This is a genomic window from Hylemonella sp. W303a (assembly GCF_046452315.1).
Lineage (GTDB): Bacteria > Pseudomonadota > Gammaproteobacteria > Burkholderiales > Burkholderiaceae_C > Hylemonella.
The window spans coordinates 24,546-38,205 of sequence record NZ_JBKFDG010000009.1; the positions used below are offsets into that span (position 1 = coordinate 24,546).

14 protein-coding genes and 1 riboswitch are annotated in these 13,660 nt (G+C 66.8%); of the genes, 4 read left to right on the top strand and 10 right to left on the bottom strand.

What is annotated here, in order from left to right:
- Window positions 1-8: 8 nt before the first annotated feature.
- From cobI to ACLBKS_RS15525, 10 genes are all read right to left on the bottom strand, one after another.
- The gene (cobI, locus tag ACLBKS_RS15480; RefSeq protein WP_410193704.1) at window positions 9-740 is read right to left on the bottom strand and encodes a precorrin-2 C(20)-methyltransferase; all 732 of its coding nucleotides are present in this window, start codon (window positions 738-740) and stop codon (window positions 9-11) included.
- On the bottom strand, window positions 740-1,372 hold the full coding sequence (locus tag ACLBKS_RS15485) for a precorrin-8X methylmutase (RefSeq protein WP_410193705.1): 633 nt from the start codon (window positions 1,370-1,372) through the stop codon (window positions 740-742). The genes cobI and ACLBKS_RS15485 overlap by 1 nt, the downstream gene beginning before the upstream one ends.
- The gene (locus ACLBKS_RS15490) at window positions 1,356-2,576 is read right to left on the bottom strand and encodes a precorrin-3B synthase (RefSeq protein ID WP_410193706.1); all 1,221 of its coding nucleotides are present in this window, start codon (window positions 2,574-2,576) and stop codon (window positions 1,356-1,358) included. The genes ACLBKS_RS15485 and ACLBKS_RS15490 overlap by 17 nt, the downstream gene beginning before the upstream one ends.
- Before the next feature lie 87 nt (window positions 2,577-2,663).
- Window positions 2,664-3,341 (bottom strand): energy-coupling factor ABC transporter permease, encoded by a 678-nt coding sequence (locus ACLBKS_RS15495; protein WP_410193707.1) that lies wholly within the window; start codon window positions 3,339-3,341, stop codon window positions 2,664-2,666.
- A 68-nt stretch (window positions 3,342-3,409) separates the two neighbouring features.
- Entirely contained in the window at window positions 3,410-4,261 is an 852-nt protein-coding gene (locus tag ACLBKS_RS15500; RefSeq protein WP_410193708.1) for an ABC transporter ATP-binding protein, read from the bottom strand.
- Window positions 4,258-5,268: a FecCD family ABC transporter permease gene (locus ACLBKS_RS15505; RefSeq protein WP_410193709.1), complete on the bottom strand. Its 1,011-nt coding sequence runs from the start codon at window positions 5,266-5,268 to the stop codon at window positions 4,258-4,260. Before ACLBKS_RS15505 ends, ACLBKS_RS15500 begins: the two co-directional genes overlap by 4 nt.
- The gene (locus ACLBKS_RS15510; protein WP_410193710.1) at window positions 5,265-6,185 is read right to left on the bottom strand and encodes an ABC transporter substrate-binding protein; all 921 of its coding nucleotides are present in this window, start codon (window positions 6,183-6,185) and stop codon (window positions 5,265-5,267) included. Before ACLBKS_RS15510 ends, ACLBKS_RS15505 begins: the two co-directional genes overlap by 4 nt.
- Window positions 6,182-6,748 (bottom strand): bifunctional adenosylcobinamide kinase/adenosylcobinamide-phosphate guanylyltransferase, encoded by a 567-nt coding sequence (gene cobU / locus ACLBKS_RS15515; RefSeq protein WP_410193711.1) that lies wholly within the window; start codon window positions 6,746-6,748, stop codon window positions 6,182-6,184. Before cobU ends, ACLBKS_RS15510 begins: the two co-directional genes overlap by 4 nt.
- Window positions 6,745-8,109, bottom strand: coding sequence for a cobyrinate a,c-diamide synthase (locus ACLBKS_RS15520; protein WP_410193712.1), 1,365 nt, complete (start codon window positions 8,107-8,109; stop codon window positions 6,745-6,747). Before ACLBKS_RS15520 ends, cobU begins: the two co-directional genes overlap by 4 nt.
- Before the next feature lie 9 nt (window positions 8,110-8,118).
- A complete protein-coding gene (locus tag ACLBKS_RS15525) occupies window positions 8,119-9,900 on the bottom strand; it encodes a TonB-dependent receptor domain-containing protein (protein WP_410193713.1) in 1,782 nt (593 codons plus the stop codon).
- Between the two features lie 112 nt (window positions 9,901-10,012).
- A riboswitch (cobalamin riboswitch) is annotated at window positions 10,013-10,261 on the bottom strand.
- A 50-nt stretch (window positions 10,262-10,311) separates the two neighbouring features.
- Between ACLBKS_RS15525 and zapB the strand changes: the two genes are divergently transcribed.
- The 4 genes from zapB to ACLBKS_RS15545 all read left to right on the top strand — a co-directional run bounded on the left by zapB (window position 10,312) and on the right by ACLBKS_RS15545 (window position 13,594).
- The gene (gene zapB, locus ACLBKS_RS15530) at window positions 10,312-10,542 is read left to right on the top strand and encodes a cell division protein ZapB (protein WP_410193714.1); all 231 of its coding nucleotides are present in this window, start codon (window positions 10,312-10,314) and stop codon (window positions 10,540-10,542) included.
- Window positions 10,539-10,883, top strand: coding sequence for a cell division protein ZapA (locus ACLBKS_RS15535; protein WP_410193715.1), 345 nt, complete (start codon window positions 10,539-10,541; stop codon window positions 10,881-10,883). The genes zapB and ACLBKS_RS15535 overlap by 4 nt, the downstream gene beginning before the upstream one ends.
- A 293-nt stretch (window positions 10,884-11,176) precedes the next feature.
- Window positions 11,177-12,136 (top strand): methionyl-tRNA formyltransferase, encoded by a 960-nt coding sequence (locus ACLBKS_RS15540; protein ID WP_410193716.1) that lies wholly within the window; start codon window positions 11,177-11,179, stop codon window positions 12,134-12,136.
- A gap of 435 nt (window positions 12,137-12,571) precedes the next feature.
- Window positions 12,572-13,594 carry a Bug family tripartite tricarboxylate transporter substrate binding protein gene (locus ACLBKS_RS15545; protein WP_410193717.1) on the top strand — a complete coding sequence of 341 codons (1,023 nt, stop codon included), beginning with the start codon at window positions 12,572-12,574 and terminating at the stop codon, window positions 13,592-13,594.
- Window positions 13,595-13,660: the final 66 nt, after the last annotated feature.

Below are 13,660 nucleotides of genomic sequence, written 5' to 3' on the forward strand. Positions count from 1 at the left end.
GCCCGCGCTCATTCCGCCACCTCCGGCCTGCGGCCCTGCCCGTGCACCAGCACGATGGCGAAATACGGGCAAACCTCGTGCGCCGTGTCGGCCAGGCGACTCATCTGTTGCTGCGGCATGGTGCCGTGCTGCACCAACCAGGCTTGCTCCAGTTTGCCCGCGCGCGCCAGCGCGCTGCGCACGCGCGGCAGGTTGCGGCCCGTTTTCATGATGGCGATGGCGTCGGCCGCTTCGATGTGGCGCACGAGATCATCCTCGGGCATGGTGCCCATGAGCACGGTGAGCACGTCATCGCCCCAGGTCATGGGCGAGCCCGTGGCCCACCAGCACCCCACCATCCCTGGAATACCGGGCACCACGTCCACCGCCACGCGGCCGCGCAGCCGGGTGTAGAGGTGCATGAAGGAGCCATAGAAGAACGGGTCCCCCTCGCACAGGACCACGACGTCCCGCGCGCTCGCCTCGTGGGCCAAGCGGTCCGCCCAACCGTCATAGAACCGGGCCAGGCAGTCGTTGTAGTCCGCGCTGTCAAAAGGCAGCTCCGTGGTGACGGGGTACTCCATCGCATACTCGGTCACGCCGGGGGCCAGCAGACCCTCCACCATTTTGCGAGCCTGGCCCGGACGGCCCTTCTTGCGAAAGTAAGCCACGTGACTCGCGGACCGCACCAGACGGTCAGCGCGCACACTCATCAGCTCGGGATCGCCCGGCCCCAGACCGGCACAGATGATGCGCCCCATCAAATCTCCTTCTCGCAGGCCAGCGCGTTGACGGCGGCGACCGTGATGGCCGAACCACCCAGGCGGCCTTGCACCACCAGGGCTGGCAGGCCCTGGGTGTCCAACAGCGCGGCCTTGGACTCCGCAGCCCCGACAAAACCCACCGGGCAGCCGATGACCGCCGCAGGGCGCGGGCAAGCCGGGTCTTGCAACATGTTGAGCAAATGGAACAGCGCCGTGGGCGCGTTGCCAATCGCGACCACGGCGCCCGCCAAGTGCGGCCGCCACAGTTCCAAGGCCGCGGCGCTGCGCGTGGTTGCCAACTGACGGGCCCATTCAGCCACGCGTGGGTCCTGCAAGGTGCAGATCACGGCGTTGTCGGCGGGCAGCCGCTTGCGGGTGATGCCCTCGCTGACCATGCGCGCGTCGCACAGGATGGGCGCGCCGGCGCGCAGCGCGTCGCGCACGGCCTCGGCCGCGCCGTCCGTGAAGGCCACGTGCCGCTCCAGCCCGACCAGTCCCGCGGCGTGGATCATGCGGACCACCGCCTGCTCTTCCAAGGGCGAGAAGCGGTCGAGCGCGGCCTCGGATCGGATGATCGCGAACGACTGCCGGTAGATGGCCTCGCCATCGCGTTCAAAACTGTGCGGCATGGGAAGGCGGGAAGGGTTGGAAGAGTCGAGTGACGGTCTCGGGGTTCAGGCCACGGTGGTCAGGCCGGCTGGCGGCCGTGCCGTTCCAGATCAGATCCAGCCCTTGCTCCGTGGCGACCAGGGTGGTGGCTGCTCTGGGATGGGCGCAGCCCTTGGCACAGCCCGAGACATGCAAGCGCTGCCCCGCGGGCACCAAGGGTGCCAGCGCGAGGGCCAGCGCGCGAGGGGCTACATCGGACCGTGCCGCCTGCTCGCAGGCGGGTGCGCCTGTGCAGGCGGCCACGCGCAGCCGCGCATCGTCGGACGCGGTGATGAGTTCAGGCCAGGCCGGAACAGGGCCCCCTGTTTCCAGCAGCAGGCAGCGCCAAGGCGTCAGGCGCAGCCCACCGCGCTGGCCCAGCGCCGCCAGCGTGCGGGCGTGGACCAGGCCCAAGGGCAATCCCAGCAGCTGCCCTGCCGCATGCGGGCCGAGAGCAGGCGCCTGATCGTTGGCTGGCGGCACCGGCACCGTCGTCCATGCCGTGGGCAGCGTCTGACGGCGCAGCGCATCGGCCATGCGGGTGCAGCCAGGGTCCACGGCACCGAAATCGAGGAACCACCGCGCCAACGCCAGCGCGGCTGCCGCGGCATCGGCAAAAGCCACCACGCGACCGTGTTGGGCGCCCTGGGCCCAGACCAGCACGGCGTCGCCATGGCGCTCCAGCCGCACGTCGGCGAGCGCGCCACGCAGACAGGGATGCGGGCCGGTGTCCACCGCGAAACCGAACTTGGCGGGCAAGCTGGGTGCGTCGTCGCGCGCCAACAAATCGGACAGTTCGCGGGCCAGCGCTGGCGTGGGGTCAGCGTCGGTCCAGAATGGCTGCACCTGCACATTGCGTCGGGCTTCGGCCTCGGCGCTGGCGTCCAGCAGCCCGAGCGAGCGCAGTCCCTCCAGCAGAGCCGGGTACTGCGCGGCTTGCACGCCCCGCAGCTGCAAATTGGCCCGGTTGGTCAGCTCCAGTTCAGGCCGGGCATGCCGCAGGGCCAACGCGGCCAGTCCCTGAGCCTGTTCACCACTGAGCCGCCCGGCGCGCGGTCGCACGCGCACCAAGAGCCCGTCGCCCGCGGCCATGGGCCGCAAGGCGCCCGGGCACCACCCCTTCACCTGAACGGCCCGAACGGGCGCGCAGGCCCCGTTGGCGTGCAAGAGCATTGGCTCGGCCATGCGTGTCAATCGCACGGGGTCAACCGAGCCGAAGGCACGGTGGGAGCCGAACGGGGCGCAGCGGTCCGCGTGACATGGCGCGTGAACTCAAGCCGCGGCGTAGAGGCGCTGCTCAACCCAGGCGCTACCGCGCAGGCGATGCAGCGCCTTGGCCAAGGCCAGCATGGCCAGGTCTACCAGGGGCTCCAGCACCACGACGGTCATGTAGGCGGCGCCAAAACTGCCGATCTGGGCCAGATTGGCCGCGTTGAATCCCTGGCCGTAGAGCGCCCAGAAAGCCACCCAGACCACGATGCCGCCCTGGTAGGCCACCGACAGTTTGAAGGCCTGCTGGTAGCTCAAGTCCACATAGGCCAGGTGCTCGGGCACGATGCGGCGCACCAGGGCGTGCGTGGCGAACAGGGGCACCAGCAAGGTGGTCACGTTCATGCCGTACTGCGGCAAGTCTTGCTGGGCGAAGAACAAGCTCTGGATCGCCAGGCCCCCCGCGAGGCCCAGCGCGGCCGGCGCCACGCCAAAGACCAGCAGCAAGGTGGTGCCCAGGATGAGGTGCACCTCCGACACGCCCACCGGATGGTGGGGCAGCACTTCAAAAAAGCAGAACACCAGCCCGACGCACAGCAGGCTGCGCGCGAGCAGGGAGAACGGGCCGTCTTTCTTGAGCGCCTCCCAAGCCAGCTTGCTGGCGTAAAGCGCCGCGGCGGTGCCGGTAGCGTAGCTCAGGAAAATCTTGCTGGCATCCACCAGTCCGGGTTCGATGTGCATGGTGTGACTCCTTGGTGTGAATGGAACAACGGGAAAAAAAATCAGGTGGCGTCGGTCTTGCAAGCGTATCAGCGCGGATGTGCCTGGGGTGCCAGGGGTGCCTGGGGCAGTGCCACCCACTGCCCATCCATCGCGTGGATGGCGATGCGGTGCTCGAAGACCTCCTTGAGCGCGGCGTGGGTGGTGGCGTCGCCGCTCGCGCCATGGTGGCTCAAGCGGCCCTGCGCCATGACCACCACATCGTCGGCCTGCAAGGCCATGCTGATCTCATGCAGCACGCTGACCACGGTGTGCCCTTGCGCCACCAGAGCGCGCACCACGGCCAGCCAGTCGGCCTGGTGCGGTGGGTCGAGGTTGGCCAGGGGCTCGTCCATCAGGAGCACCTCAGCCTCGACGGCGAGCGCGCGCGCCAACAGCACGCGCTGGCGCTCGCCGCCCGAAAGTTGGCCGAGCGGCCGGTCGCGCCAATCCCAAGCTTGGGTGGACCGCAGGGCGCGCTCAACGGCGGCATGGTCGGCGGCGCTGGGCGGGGCCAGCCAGGCCTGGTGGGGCAGCCGGCCGAGCATCGCCACGTCGTGCACCGTCAGATCGTCACTCGCGCCCTCGTTCTGGCCCAGCCAGGCCAGGCGGCGCGCGCGGGTGCGGGCGGGCAAGCGCTGCAAGGGTTCACCCAGCAGGCGCACCTCGCCACCGGCCAGGGGCAGCAAGCCCGCCAAGGCCTTGAGCAGCGTGGATTTGCCCGCGCCGTTGGGGCCCACGATGCTGGTCCACCGACCGGCGCGCAGGTCCAGGTCCACCGCGCGCAACACCCCGGTGGCACCCAGGCTCACGTACAGGCCGCGCGCGCTCAAGACGGGCACAGCCACCGAAAGCGCATCCGCCGCGAGCGGGAACGCGGGATGTGCGTCACGCCGCGTCATGCCAGCCCTCCCCCGCCCCGCGTGCGCCGGTGCATGAGCCAGAGCAGGTAGCTGCCTCCCAGCACGGCGGTCAGCACGCCCACGGGCAGCTCTTGCGGCGCGATCAGCCAGCGCGCCAAGATGTCAGCCGACATCAACAACACGCCGCCCATGCAGGCCGACAGCAGGAGCGAGCGGTCGTGCGTGGTCTTGACGATGGAGCGCACCAGGTGAGGTGCGGCCAGGCCCACGAAAGCGATCAGTCCCGTTTGGGCCACCGCCGTGCCCGTGGCCAGCGCGAGCACGGCGACCAGGACCACACGCATGCGCGCCAAGGGCAGGCCCAGACTGGCCGCCGTGGCTTCGCCCAGGCTCAGGCCATCGAGCGCGCGCGCGCAGACCCAAGCCGCCAGCGCGCAGAGCAAGCCGATGCTGGCCATCAGCGCGCAGCCCGACCAGCCCACGAATCCCGCGCTGCCGAGGTTGAAACCGAGCATGGCAGGCACGATGTCCGGCGCAGCCAGCGTGATCAAGTCCTTGGCCGCGCCCAGCACCACGCCCACGATGACGCCGGCCAGCAGCAGACGCAAGGTGTGCTGCACGCCACGCGCAAGCTGCAGGGTCAAGAGCACCGCGAGCACGGCGCCAAGGAAGGCCGCGCCCGTGAGCCCCAGGCGCGTGAACCAGGCCAGACTGGATGTTCCCCCCGAGTGGGTGCCCAGCAGGGCGATGGACGAAGCCACGCCCAGCGAGGCCCCCGAGGCGCTGCCCAGCAGGAAAGGATCGGCCAGCGGATTGCGAAACAGGCCCTGCGCCACGGCGCCAGCCAGGCCCAGCAGCGCACCGGCCCACCAGGCGCCCAGGGTGCGGGGCAGACGGATCTGCCCGACGATCTGCGCGGCCACCGGGTCCTGCGCGGCGCGCAACAGGCTCTCAAATCCCGTGCTGCCCACGCTGGCGCCCAGCGCAAGCAGCAGGACCGACAGCAGCAACAGAACCAGGCCGAGGGCGGACGCCTTATGCCTCATGGGCGCTCCCGATTCGGCGCGGAAGCCGGGCCGACGGACTCCGGCAGGGCCAACTTCTCGGCCATGCAGCGCGCCATGATGCGCGCTGCCTCGGCCATGCGCGGACCGGGCCGCACGACCACGTCCGAGTCCTCTACGCCGTAAACACACAGGCGCTGGCCGCGCACGGCGCGCATCTGGTCCCAGCCGGGGTACGGCGCGCGCGCTTGCATGCTGCGGTTGCCGATCATGATGAGGTCGGGGTCGGCACGCACCACGAACTCGGGGTTGAGGCGCGGGAAAGGCCCCAACTCGGCCGGGATCACGTTCTTCGCGCCCAGGCGTGTCAAGGTCTCGCCGATGAACGAGACCTCGCCCGCGCCGTAGGGCCCACGGCTGACCTCGAAGTACACACGCAGACCGCGCGCGGCGGGCGGCAGGCTGCGCGCGGCGGCGTCCACGCCGTCCTGGATCTCGCGCCAGAGCCGTTCAGGCTCGGTGGCGGGCACCTCCAGCAGCTGACCCAGGGTCTGCAACACGCGCCGCACATCGGCATGGGTTTTGAGTTCGAGCGCGACGACTTTGAGGCCCAGGGCTTCCAGGCGTTCGCTGGCGCGGGACGAGATCGACAACAACACCACATCGGGCCGCAAGGCCACCACGGCCTCGATGCTCGGGTCCAGGCCCCCCCCCAGTCGGGGCAGGCGCGCGATGCTGTCAGGGTGGTTGGAATATCGATCCACGCCGACCAGGCGCTGGCACTGGCCCAGCGCGCAAATGCTCTCGGTCAGCGAGGGCAACAGGCTCACGATGCGTTGCGGGCTCTGCGCGAAACGCACGGTGACGCCGCGCTGGTCGGTGATGGTCAGCGCCTGGGCAGGCCCGGCCTGGGCCATCAGCAGCGTGAGGACGAGCGCGATGGCAAGGCGCAAGGTCATGCGCTTCCTTTCAGCGTGAGCGGCAGGCCCGCGGCCATGAAGGTGACGCGCTCACAGATCGCGGCCACCTCCTGGTTGAGTCGACCCAGGGCGTCCACGAACTGACGCACGTCGCGCCCAAGCGGGATCACGCCCAGGCCGATTTCGTTGCCGACGAGGATCACCGGGCCGGGCGCGGCGCGCAGCGCCTGCAGCAGCGCGTCCACGGGCGCCTCTGCCGCGACGCCCTCCATGGGCATCAGATGGTTGGTCAGCCACAGGGTCAGGCAGTCCACCACGAGCAGGGTGCCGGGACGACTGTGCGCCGCGATGGCCTCCTCCAGCCGCAAGGGTTCTTCCACCGTGCGCAGGCCCGGCACGCGCAAGGCGCGATCCTGCTGGTGCCGCGCGATGCGCGCACGCATCTCCTCGTCGTGCGCACGCCCGGTGGCGATCAGCACCGCCTGGTGATCGGCGGACGCGGCCAGCCAGTCACGCGCCAGCAGTTCGGCGCGACGCGACTTGCCGCTGCGCTGGCCGCCGAGGATGAGTTCGCTGCGGGCGAGGGTCAGGGTGGTGTTCATGCGGCCAAGGCCTCGGACTGTGGCTGGCCCGCGCCGAACCAACGTGCCACCAGCTCGGGCGCCGAAGGGTACCAGGCATGGAAATAACTGGCGACGATGCTGCCGTGCGCGTAAACCGCCTCGCCTTCGCCGACCACCGACTCGCCCAGCGGCGAGTGGGTGCGCCAACGCGCTGGCAGCGGCGTGTCGCAGGTGGAGTAATGGAAGGTGTGGCCGCGAAGCTCAAAGCCGTCGATCCGCAGCGCCTGCGGCCCCAGGGCGGCCAGGCGCTTTTGCAGGGTGACCGCGCCGGGCAGCAAGCCCCAGAGCGCATGGGTCACGCCCTGCCCGTCCGTGATGCGCTCCAACAAAGCCATCATGCCGCCGCACTCGGCCCACAAGGGCCGCCCCGCGGCGACGTGCGCGCGCAGGCTGTCGCGCAGGCCGTGGTTCGCGGCCAGGCGCGCGGCGTGCAATTCGGGATACCCACCGGGCAGCCAGACCGCATCGCAGGCGGGCAAGACACCGTCGGTGAGTGGCGAGAAAAAGACCAGCCGCGCGCCCAGGGCCCGCAGGCATTCGAGGTTCGCGGCGTAGAGGAAGCAGAAGGCCGCGTCACGGGCCACGGCCACCGTGCGGCCTTGGAGCAGCGCGGGCGAAGGCGCGCTGGTGCCTGGCAATGGGAAGTCGAAGTCCACGCCGCAGCGCGAGCGAAGCTCATCGAGCGTCATGCGGCCCAGCGGGGTATCTGACAGCGCGTCAGCGGCGAGGTCGAGGCGCTGCAGCGCATCGTCCAGTTCGGTCGCGGCGACCAAGCCGAGATGGCGTTCAGGCAAAACCCACGCCGGATTGCGTGACAAAGCGCCCCGCCAATGCCCGGGCTCACGCAAGCCCTGCCGCAACATGCTGGCATGACGCTCGCTGCCGACGCGGTTGGCCAGCACGCCAAACCAGGGCAAGTCTTGCTGGTAATGCTGCAGACCGTGAACCAAGGCCCCCAAGGTGCCCGCCATGCCCGAAGCGTCGATCACGGCCAACACCGGCAGACCGAAGCGGCGCGCCAGGTCGGCCGCGCTGGGCTGGCCGTCGTAAAGGCCCATCACCCCCTCGACCAGGATCAGGTCGGCCTCCTGCGCCGCCGCGTGCAGGCGTGCGCGGCAATCGGCCTCGCCCGTCATCCACAGGTCCAGCTGGTGCACGGGCGCACCGCTGGCCAGCGTATGCCAGAACGGGTCCAGGAAATCCGGGCCGCACTTGAAGACCCGCACCCGCCGCCCCTGACGCGCATGCAGGCGTGCCAGGGCCGCCGTGACCGTGGTTTTGCCTTGGCCCGAGGACGGGGCAGCGATCAGCAGGGCGGGACAGCGTGAGGGGGTGGTCATGGGCCTAGCTTAGCGGGGCGCCCAGCGCAGGGTCAGGTAAGCAGCGCGGCCCTGCTGGTTGTAGCCATTGGCTGTCTGGTACTCCTTATCGCCCAAGTTGTTCAGGCGCGCCTGCACGGACCAGTCGCGTGCCAGGGCGTAGTCCACATAGGTGTCCAAGGTGGCGAAGCCGGGCAACTTGACGGTGTTGGCGGCGTTGTCGTAGCGCTCAGATGCCGCCAGCAGGGTCGCGCCATACTTCCAGGCGCCAATCCGATGGTCTACCCCCAGGGTCAATTGCTCATCGGCGCGGCGCGGCAAGTGGTTGCCTGTCTTTTCGTCACGGGCCTCCAACACATCCAGCGTGGCACGCAGCGCCAAGGCATCGAATTGGCTGCTGTGACTCAAGGTCCAGCCTCGCAGACGTGCCTTGTCGATGTTCTCTGGTGGCCAGCCGGTGATCAGGTTGTGGACACGGTTGTCAAAGTAGACGACCTTGTATTCCTGCGTGCCCGGCGTATAGCTCACACCGTACTCGCGGTTGCGCCCTTCTTCGGGATGCAGGTCGGGATTGCCGCCATCGCCATCGGAGTCAGGGGGGTAATACAGCTGGTTGAATGTCGGGGCCTTGAACGAAGTGGCGTACGAGGCATGCACCTGCAGCTGCGAAGTCAGCTTGTAGCCATAGCCCACCAAGCCGGTGGTCGCGTCGCCATACTGCGAATTGTCGTCCTGGCGTACGTTGAGCTGCCAGCCATGGCTGCCAGCATTGCCATTGAGACCTACGAAGATCGAATCGACGCTGCGCTGGGTCAACGCATAGTCCGTGGTGCTGCTGACGTTTTGCTCCAGACGCTCCAGGCCGACCAGCAACAAGCCCAGCGGTGTGCCGATCTCGTTGAGCCAGGACCATTGATCCTGGTGCGTGTCCGTGCGCGATGTCGTGCTGCTTGAATAGTAGGTCGACTTGTCGTCATTGCCACCGTAGGCCAGGCGAGATGTCCAGCTTGGCAACAAGCGGCCTTCCAGGCCCAAGCCATAGTTCTGGGCCTGGAAATCGGTATGCGTGTCATAGCTGCCAGAGCCACTGTCGGAGTCATTCACGCCGTCCGCATAGAGCACGCGCGCGTCGAGTTTCCATCCGGGTGCAAAGCGCCAGGCCAGGGAGGCGTTGGCGCTGTCCTGGGAGAACCCGTCCAGGTCATCGTGGTAGCGGCTTTTGACATTGGAATTGGTAGCCGAGTAGCCCTTTTCCCGCAAGGTTTGCACGCCCAGGCTGTACGACACCTCCTTGCCGCCGCCACTCAGACCGGTACTGACCTCACGTCGACCGGCACTGCCCACCGTAGCCGTGGCCTGAGGGAAAAAGCCTTCGCGCCCTTGGCGGGTGAAGATCTGGATCACGCCGCCGATGGCGTCGCTGCCGTACAGCGCCGAGGCCGGCCCCTTGAGCACTTCAATGCGTTCAATGCTCTCAAGCGCAATGGTGTCGAAATTGGGGGTGCCGGTGGTGGCCGAACCCACGCGCACACCGTCCACCAGGAGCAGCACGTGGCGACTCTCGGCGCCACGGATATAGATGCTGGACGTCTTGCCCAAGCCGCCATTGGACGACATCTGCACGCCAGCGACGCGGGCCAGCAGCTCGGCCACGGTGCGACCGGTGCCCTGTTCGATGTCATCTCGGGTAATGACGGTGATGTCGCTGAGCACCGCGTCGGCGCGCGATTCGGTGCGCGTGGCCGTCACGACAGTGGGTGGGAGTTCAGCCGATTGGGCGTGCAGGGAGGCCGCGGCGACCAGGGTCAGCACGAGCACAATCGAGCGCTGACAGGAAACGCAATTTTTCATTGGAAAGGGAACGCAAACGAAGTCCTTCCCCGGCTTCCCCGCCAGGGCATGGACGTCACGGATGCGCACAGAAGCACGCATCCACCTCGTTGGCCGGTATCCGGGCTGATGGAAGCAACCTTCCTCGCCTTCCCAGCTGCTTGTTCAGGGCAGTCAGTGGCCAGTGAGGAAAGCGGCGCCTCGTTTTAGATTGGAGGCGCGTCCACTTACCGTTGCGGGGGCAGCGCAGGTTGGGCTGACCGCGTGACGGCGCGCCTTCCTGCTTCCCGTTGAACTGCGGCCTGTGAACCACGCCGCGAGCACCAACGGCGGAGATTCTACGTTCGAAATCTCTCGCAAACCCTAGAATGGGAACACTTTCACCACCGATCCATGTCCGAACCCACCCCCATCGAAGCATTGGTCGAACGCGTCGACCGCCTGCTCGTGCGATACGAAGAATTGCAGCGCACCAATCAACTGCTGGTCGGCCAGGTCGACGAGCTGACCGCGGAACGTGATCAGCTCAAGCAGCGCCTGTTGGCGGCGCGCACGCGCGTGGACGCGCTGCTGGAACGCATCGGCGAGCCGGTCAACAAGGAAGACCTCAAGGACAGCCCATGAAACAGCTCGAAGTTCAGATCATGGGACAAAGCTATTTGTTGGGCGCGCCTGAAGGCGGTGAGGAGCGTCTGCGCCAGGCGGTGCAGCGCGTGGACGATGCGATGTGCAAGATCCGCGACGCGGGCAAGATCAAGGCGCGCGAGCGTATCGCCGTGCTCGCGGCGCTGAACCTGGCGTTTGATCTGGGTGCGTCGCCAGCGAGCGACGAAAAGGCGGGGCGCTCGGAAGCCATGGCACCCTCTTCGTCCGTCCCGCCGGACTCCACCCAGAGCGAAGCGGCGCTCAATGCCTTGATCGAGCGGCTGGACGTCGCGCTGGGCGAGGACGGGCGTCTTATTTGATTGAAGGCGCGCGCCTGTGCAGGTCGGCGCGCTGCGCCTACAATGTGCCGGTCTGCAATGCCTGCCGGGCTTTATATTTCCTTGAACCAATGCTCTTTGAGCAAGGGCTTGGAACATTGCCCCGCCAGCGTGATCGTCTCGCGTCAGATGAACCCAAGGCTGGGTTGACCTCGCCCACCTGAACCCCTGGTTCAGGATGCCGGTCCGGTGGGACCATTGCAGACACCCTCTTTCCGCGCCGCTGCCTTCACGCGCATCGGCACATCAGCCAGCGACACTCCCCCGCCCACTTCATGCGCATCGCCCTCATCGGTCAACAGGATTTCGGCAAGGCCGTGTTGCACGCCTTTCTCGCGCGCGGCGCCTCCCAGGGTGACACCGTCGTGGGCGTGTTCTGCAAACCCGAGCAGCCCGGAGAGAAGCCAGACGCCCTGCGGGAGGCTGCGCAGGCGGCCGGTCTGCCGGTCTTTCAATTCGCTAGCCTCAAGAGCGAGGAAGCGCATGCCGCTCTGCGCGCGCTGGATGCAGACCTGGGCGTGATGGCCTATGTGCTGCAATTCGCCCCGCAGAGCTTCGTGAACCTTCCGAAGCATGGCACCATCCAGTACCACCCCTCCCTGCTGCCCAGGCATCGCGGCCCTTCCTCCATCAATTGGCCGATTGCGTTGGGCGCGACCGAAACTGGCTTGACCATCTTCCGGCCCACCGATGGACTCGACGAAGGCCCCGTCATCCTGCAAAAGCGTTGCACGATCGAGGCCGATGACACGCTGGGCGACGTCTACTTCAACAAGCTCTTCCCCTTGGGCGTGCAGGCTCTGCTGGAAGCCGCTGACTTGGTTGTCACGGGACGGCACACCGAGAGCATCCAAGACGAAAGCCAGGCCAGCTACGAAGGCTGGTTCAAGGCCGAGGAGGCGCGGATTCACTGGGCTCGGCATGTGGACCAGGTCTACAACCTCATTCGCGCCTGCAATCCTGCGCCAGGGGCCTGGTTCGAGATGAGCGACAGCCAAGGCCGACCGATGAAGGTCTCGGTCTATGACTGTCGCAAGCATGTGACCCGAACTTTCGCTGGCGTGCGAGGCAAGCCGGGTGACATCGTGGAGATCGCGGCGCAGTCCATCTTCATCGCGGTGCAAGGCGGCGAAATCGAGGTGCTGCGGGTCAAGGCGCAGATCGGGGGGGCAGGCGGCAAGAAGGTGGACGCCGCAACCTTCGCTCGCGAACACGGGCTGCGTGCGGCAAGCTGAATCTCACGGTTCGCGTGGCACATGGAGAGATGACTTTTTGCCAACTGCAAGAGTCAGCGAGATGACACTGGCGATGTTCAGGCAAGGCTGAAGTCACTTTACGAATTTTTGAAACTCACACTGCAAGGCAGTCCCGTCACACGACGGGGCTGCCTTTTTTGTTGCGCCTGCGAAACGCGCTTTCATTGGTGTTTGCCCTCGCTTTGGCCCATGCTGCGATCCCCCACACTCGGAGTAGCCCCAATCACGGAAACCCTAGGAGGCCTCTTAAAAATAAAGAAAGTTGACCGCAATCAAGAGGATTTCAGCTCCAAAATTTAGAGTACGCCCCATCGATTGGTGCTGATGCGAATGAGTCCATTCGATGCGGCTATCGAAGAAGAAATCCACGTCCTAAAACCGTCCGCGACGGTGCAACGTCAACAGGAGACAAAGATGAAGAGCTTTCAAGCCAGACTGAAAACCAAGGTGGCCACGGTGGCCGCCGCTGTCATCGCGGCCGCTGGCCTGGTCGCCCCAATGGCGGCTCAGGCCTGGGAACCGAGCAAGCCGGTCGAGTTCGTGGTGCCCGCTGGCACGGGTGGCGGCGCTGACCAGATGGCCCGCTTGATCCAGGGCATCATCGTTAAGCACAACCTCATGAAGCAGTCGCTCATCGTCGTCAACAAGTCGGGCGGCGCAGGCGCGGAAGGTTTTCTGTCCGTGAAGGAGGCCAAGGGTGATCCGCACAAGATCATCATCACCCTGTCCAACCTGTTCACCACCCCGCTGGCAACCGGCGTGCCCTTCAACTGGAAGGACATGACACCGGTGTCGATGATGGCGCTGGACCAATTCGTGCTCTGGGTCAACGCCGACACGCCCTACAAGACCGCCAAGCAGTACATCGATGCCGTGAAGGCCGCTGGCCCGAACAAGATGAAGATGGGTGGCACCGGCTCCAAGCAGGAAGACCAGATCATCACCGTGGGTCTTGAAAAGGCCACCGGAACCAAGTTCATTTACGTTCCCTTCAAGGGCGGCGGCGAAGTGGCCGTGCAACTCGTGGGGGGCCACATCGACTCCACGGTGAACAACCCCGCCGAAGCCGTGGCCCAATGGCGCGCGGGCAAGCTGCGCGCGCTGTGCGTGTTCGATGACCAACGCCTGCCCTACAAGGCCAAGGTGACGGACACGCAGAGCTGGAACGACATTCCGACCTGCAAGGAATCGGGCGTGCCCACCGACTACGTGATGCTGCGCGGCATCTTCACGTCCCCCGGTGTCAGCGCCGACCAGATCAAGTACTACGTCGATCTGCTGGCCAAGGTGCGTGAAACACCGGATTGGAAGGCCGCCATGGAACAAGGCGCCTTCAACCAGACCAGCATGAGCGGTGCTGACTTCACCAAGTGGCTGACCACCGCGGAAGCGAACCACCGCCAACTGATGACCGAAGCCGGCTTCCTGGCGAAGTAAACCGGTCGACCTACGGAAGTAGACAGCACGCCGGGCCTTGAAGGACGACACAGCACCGTCAGCGAG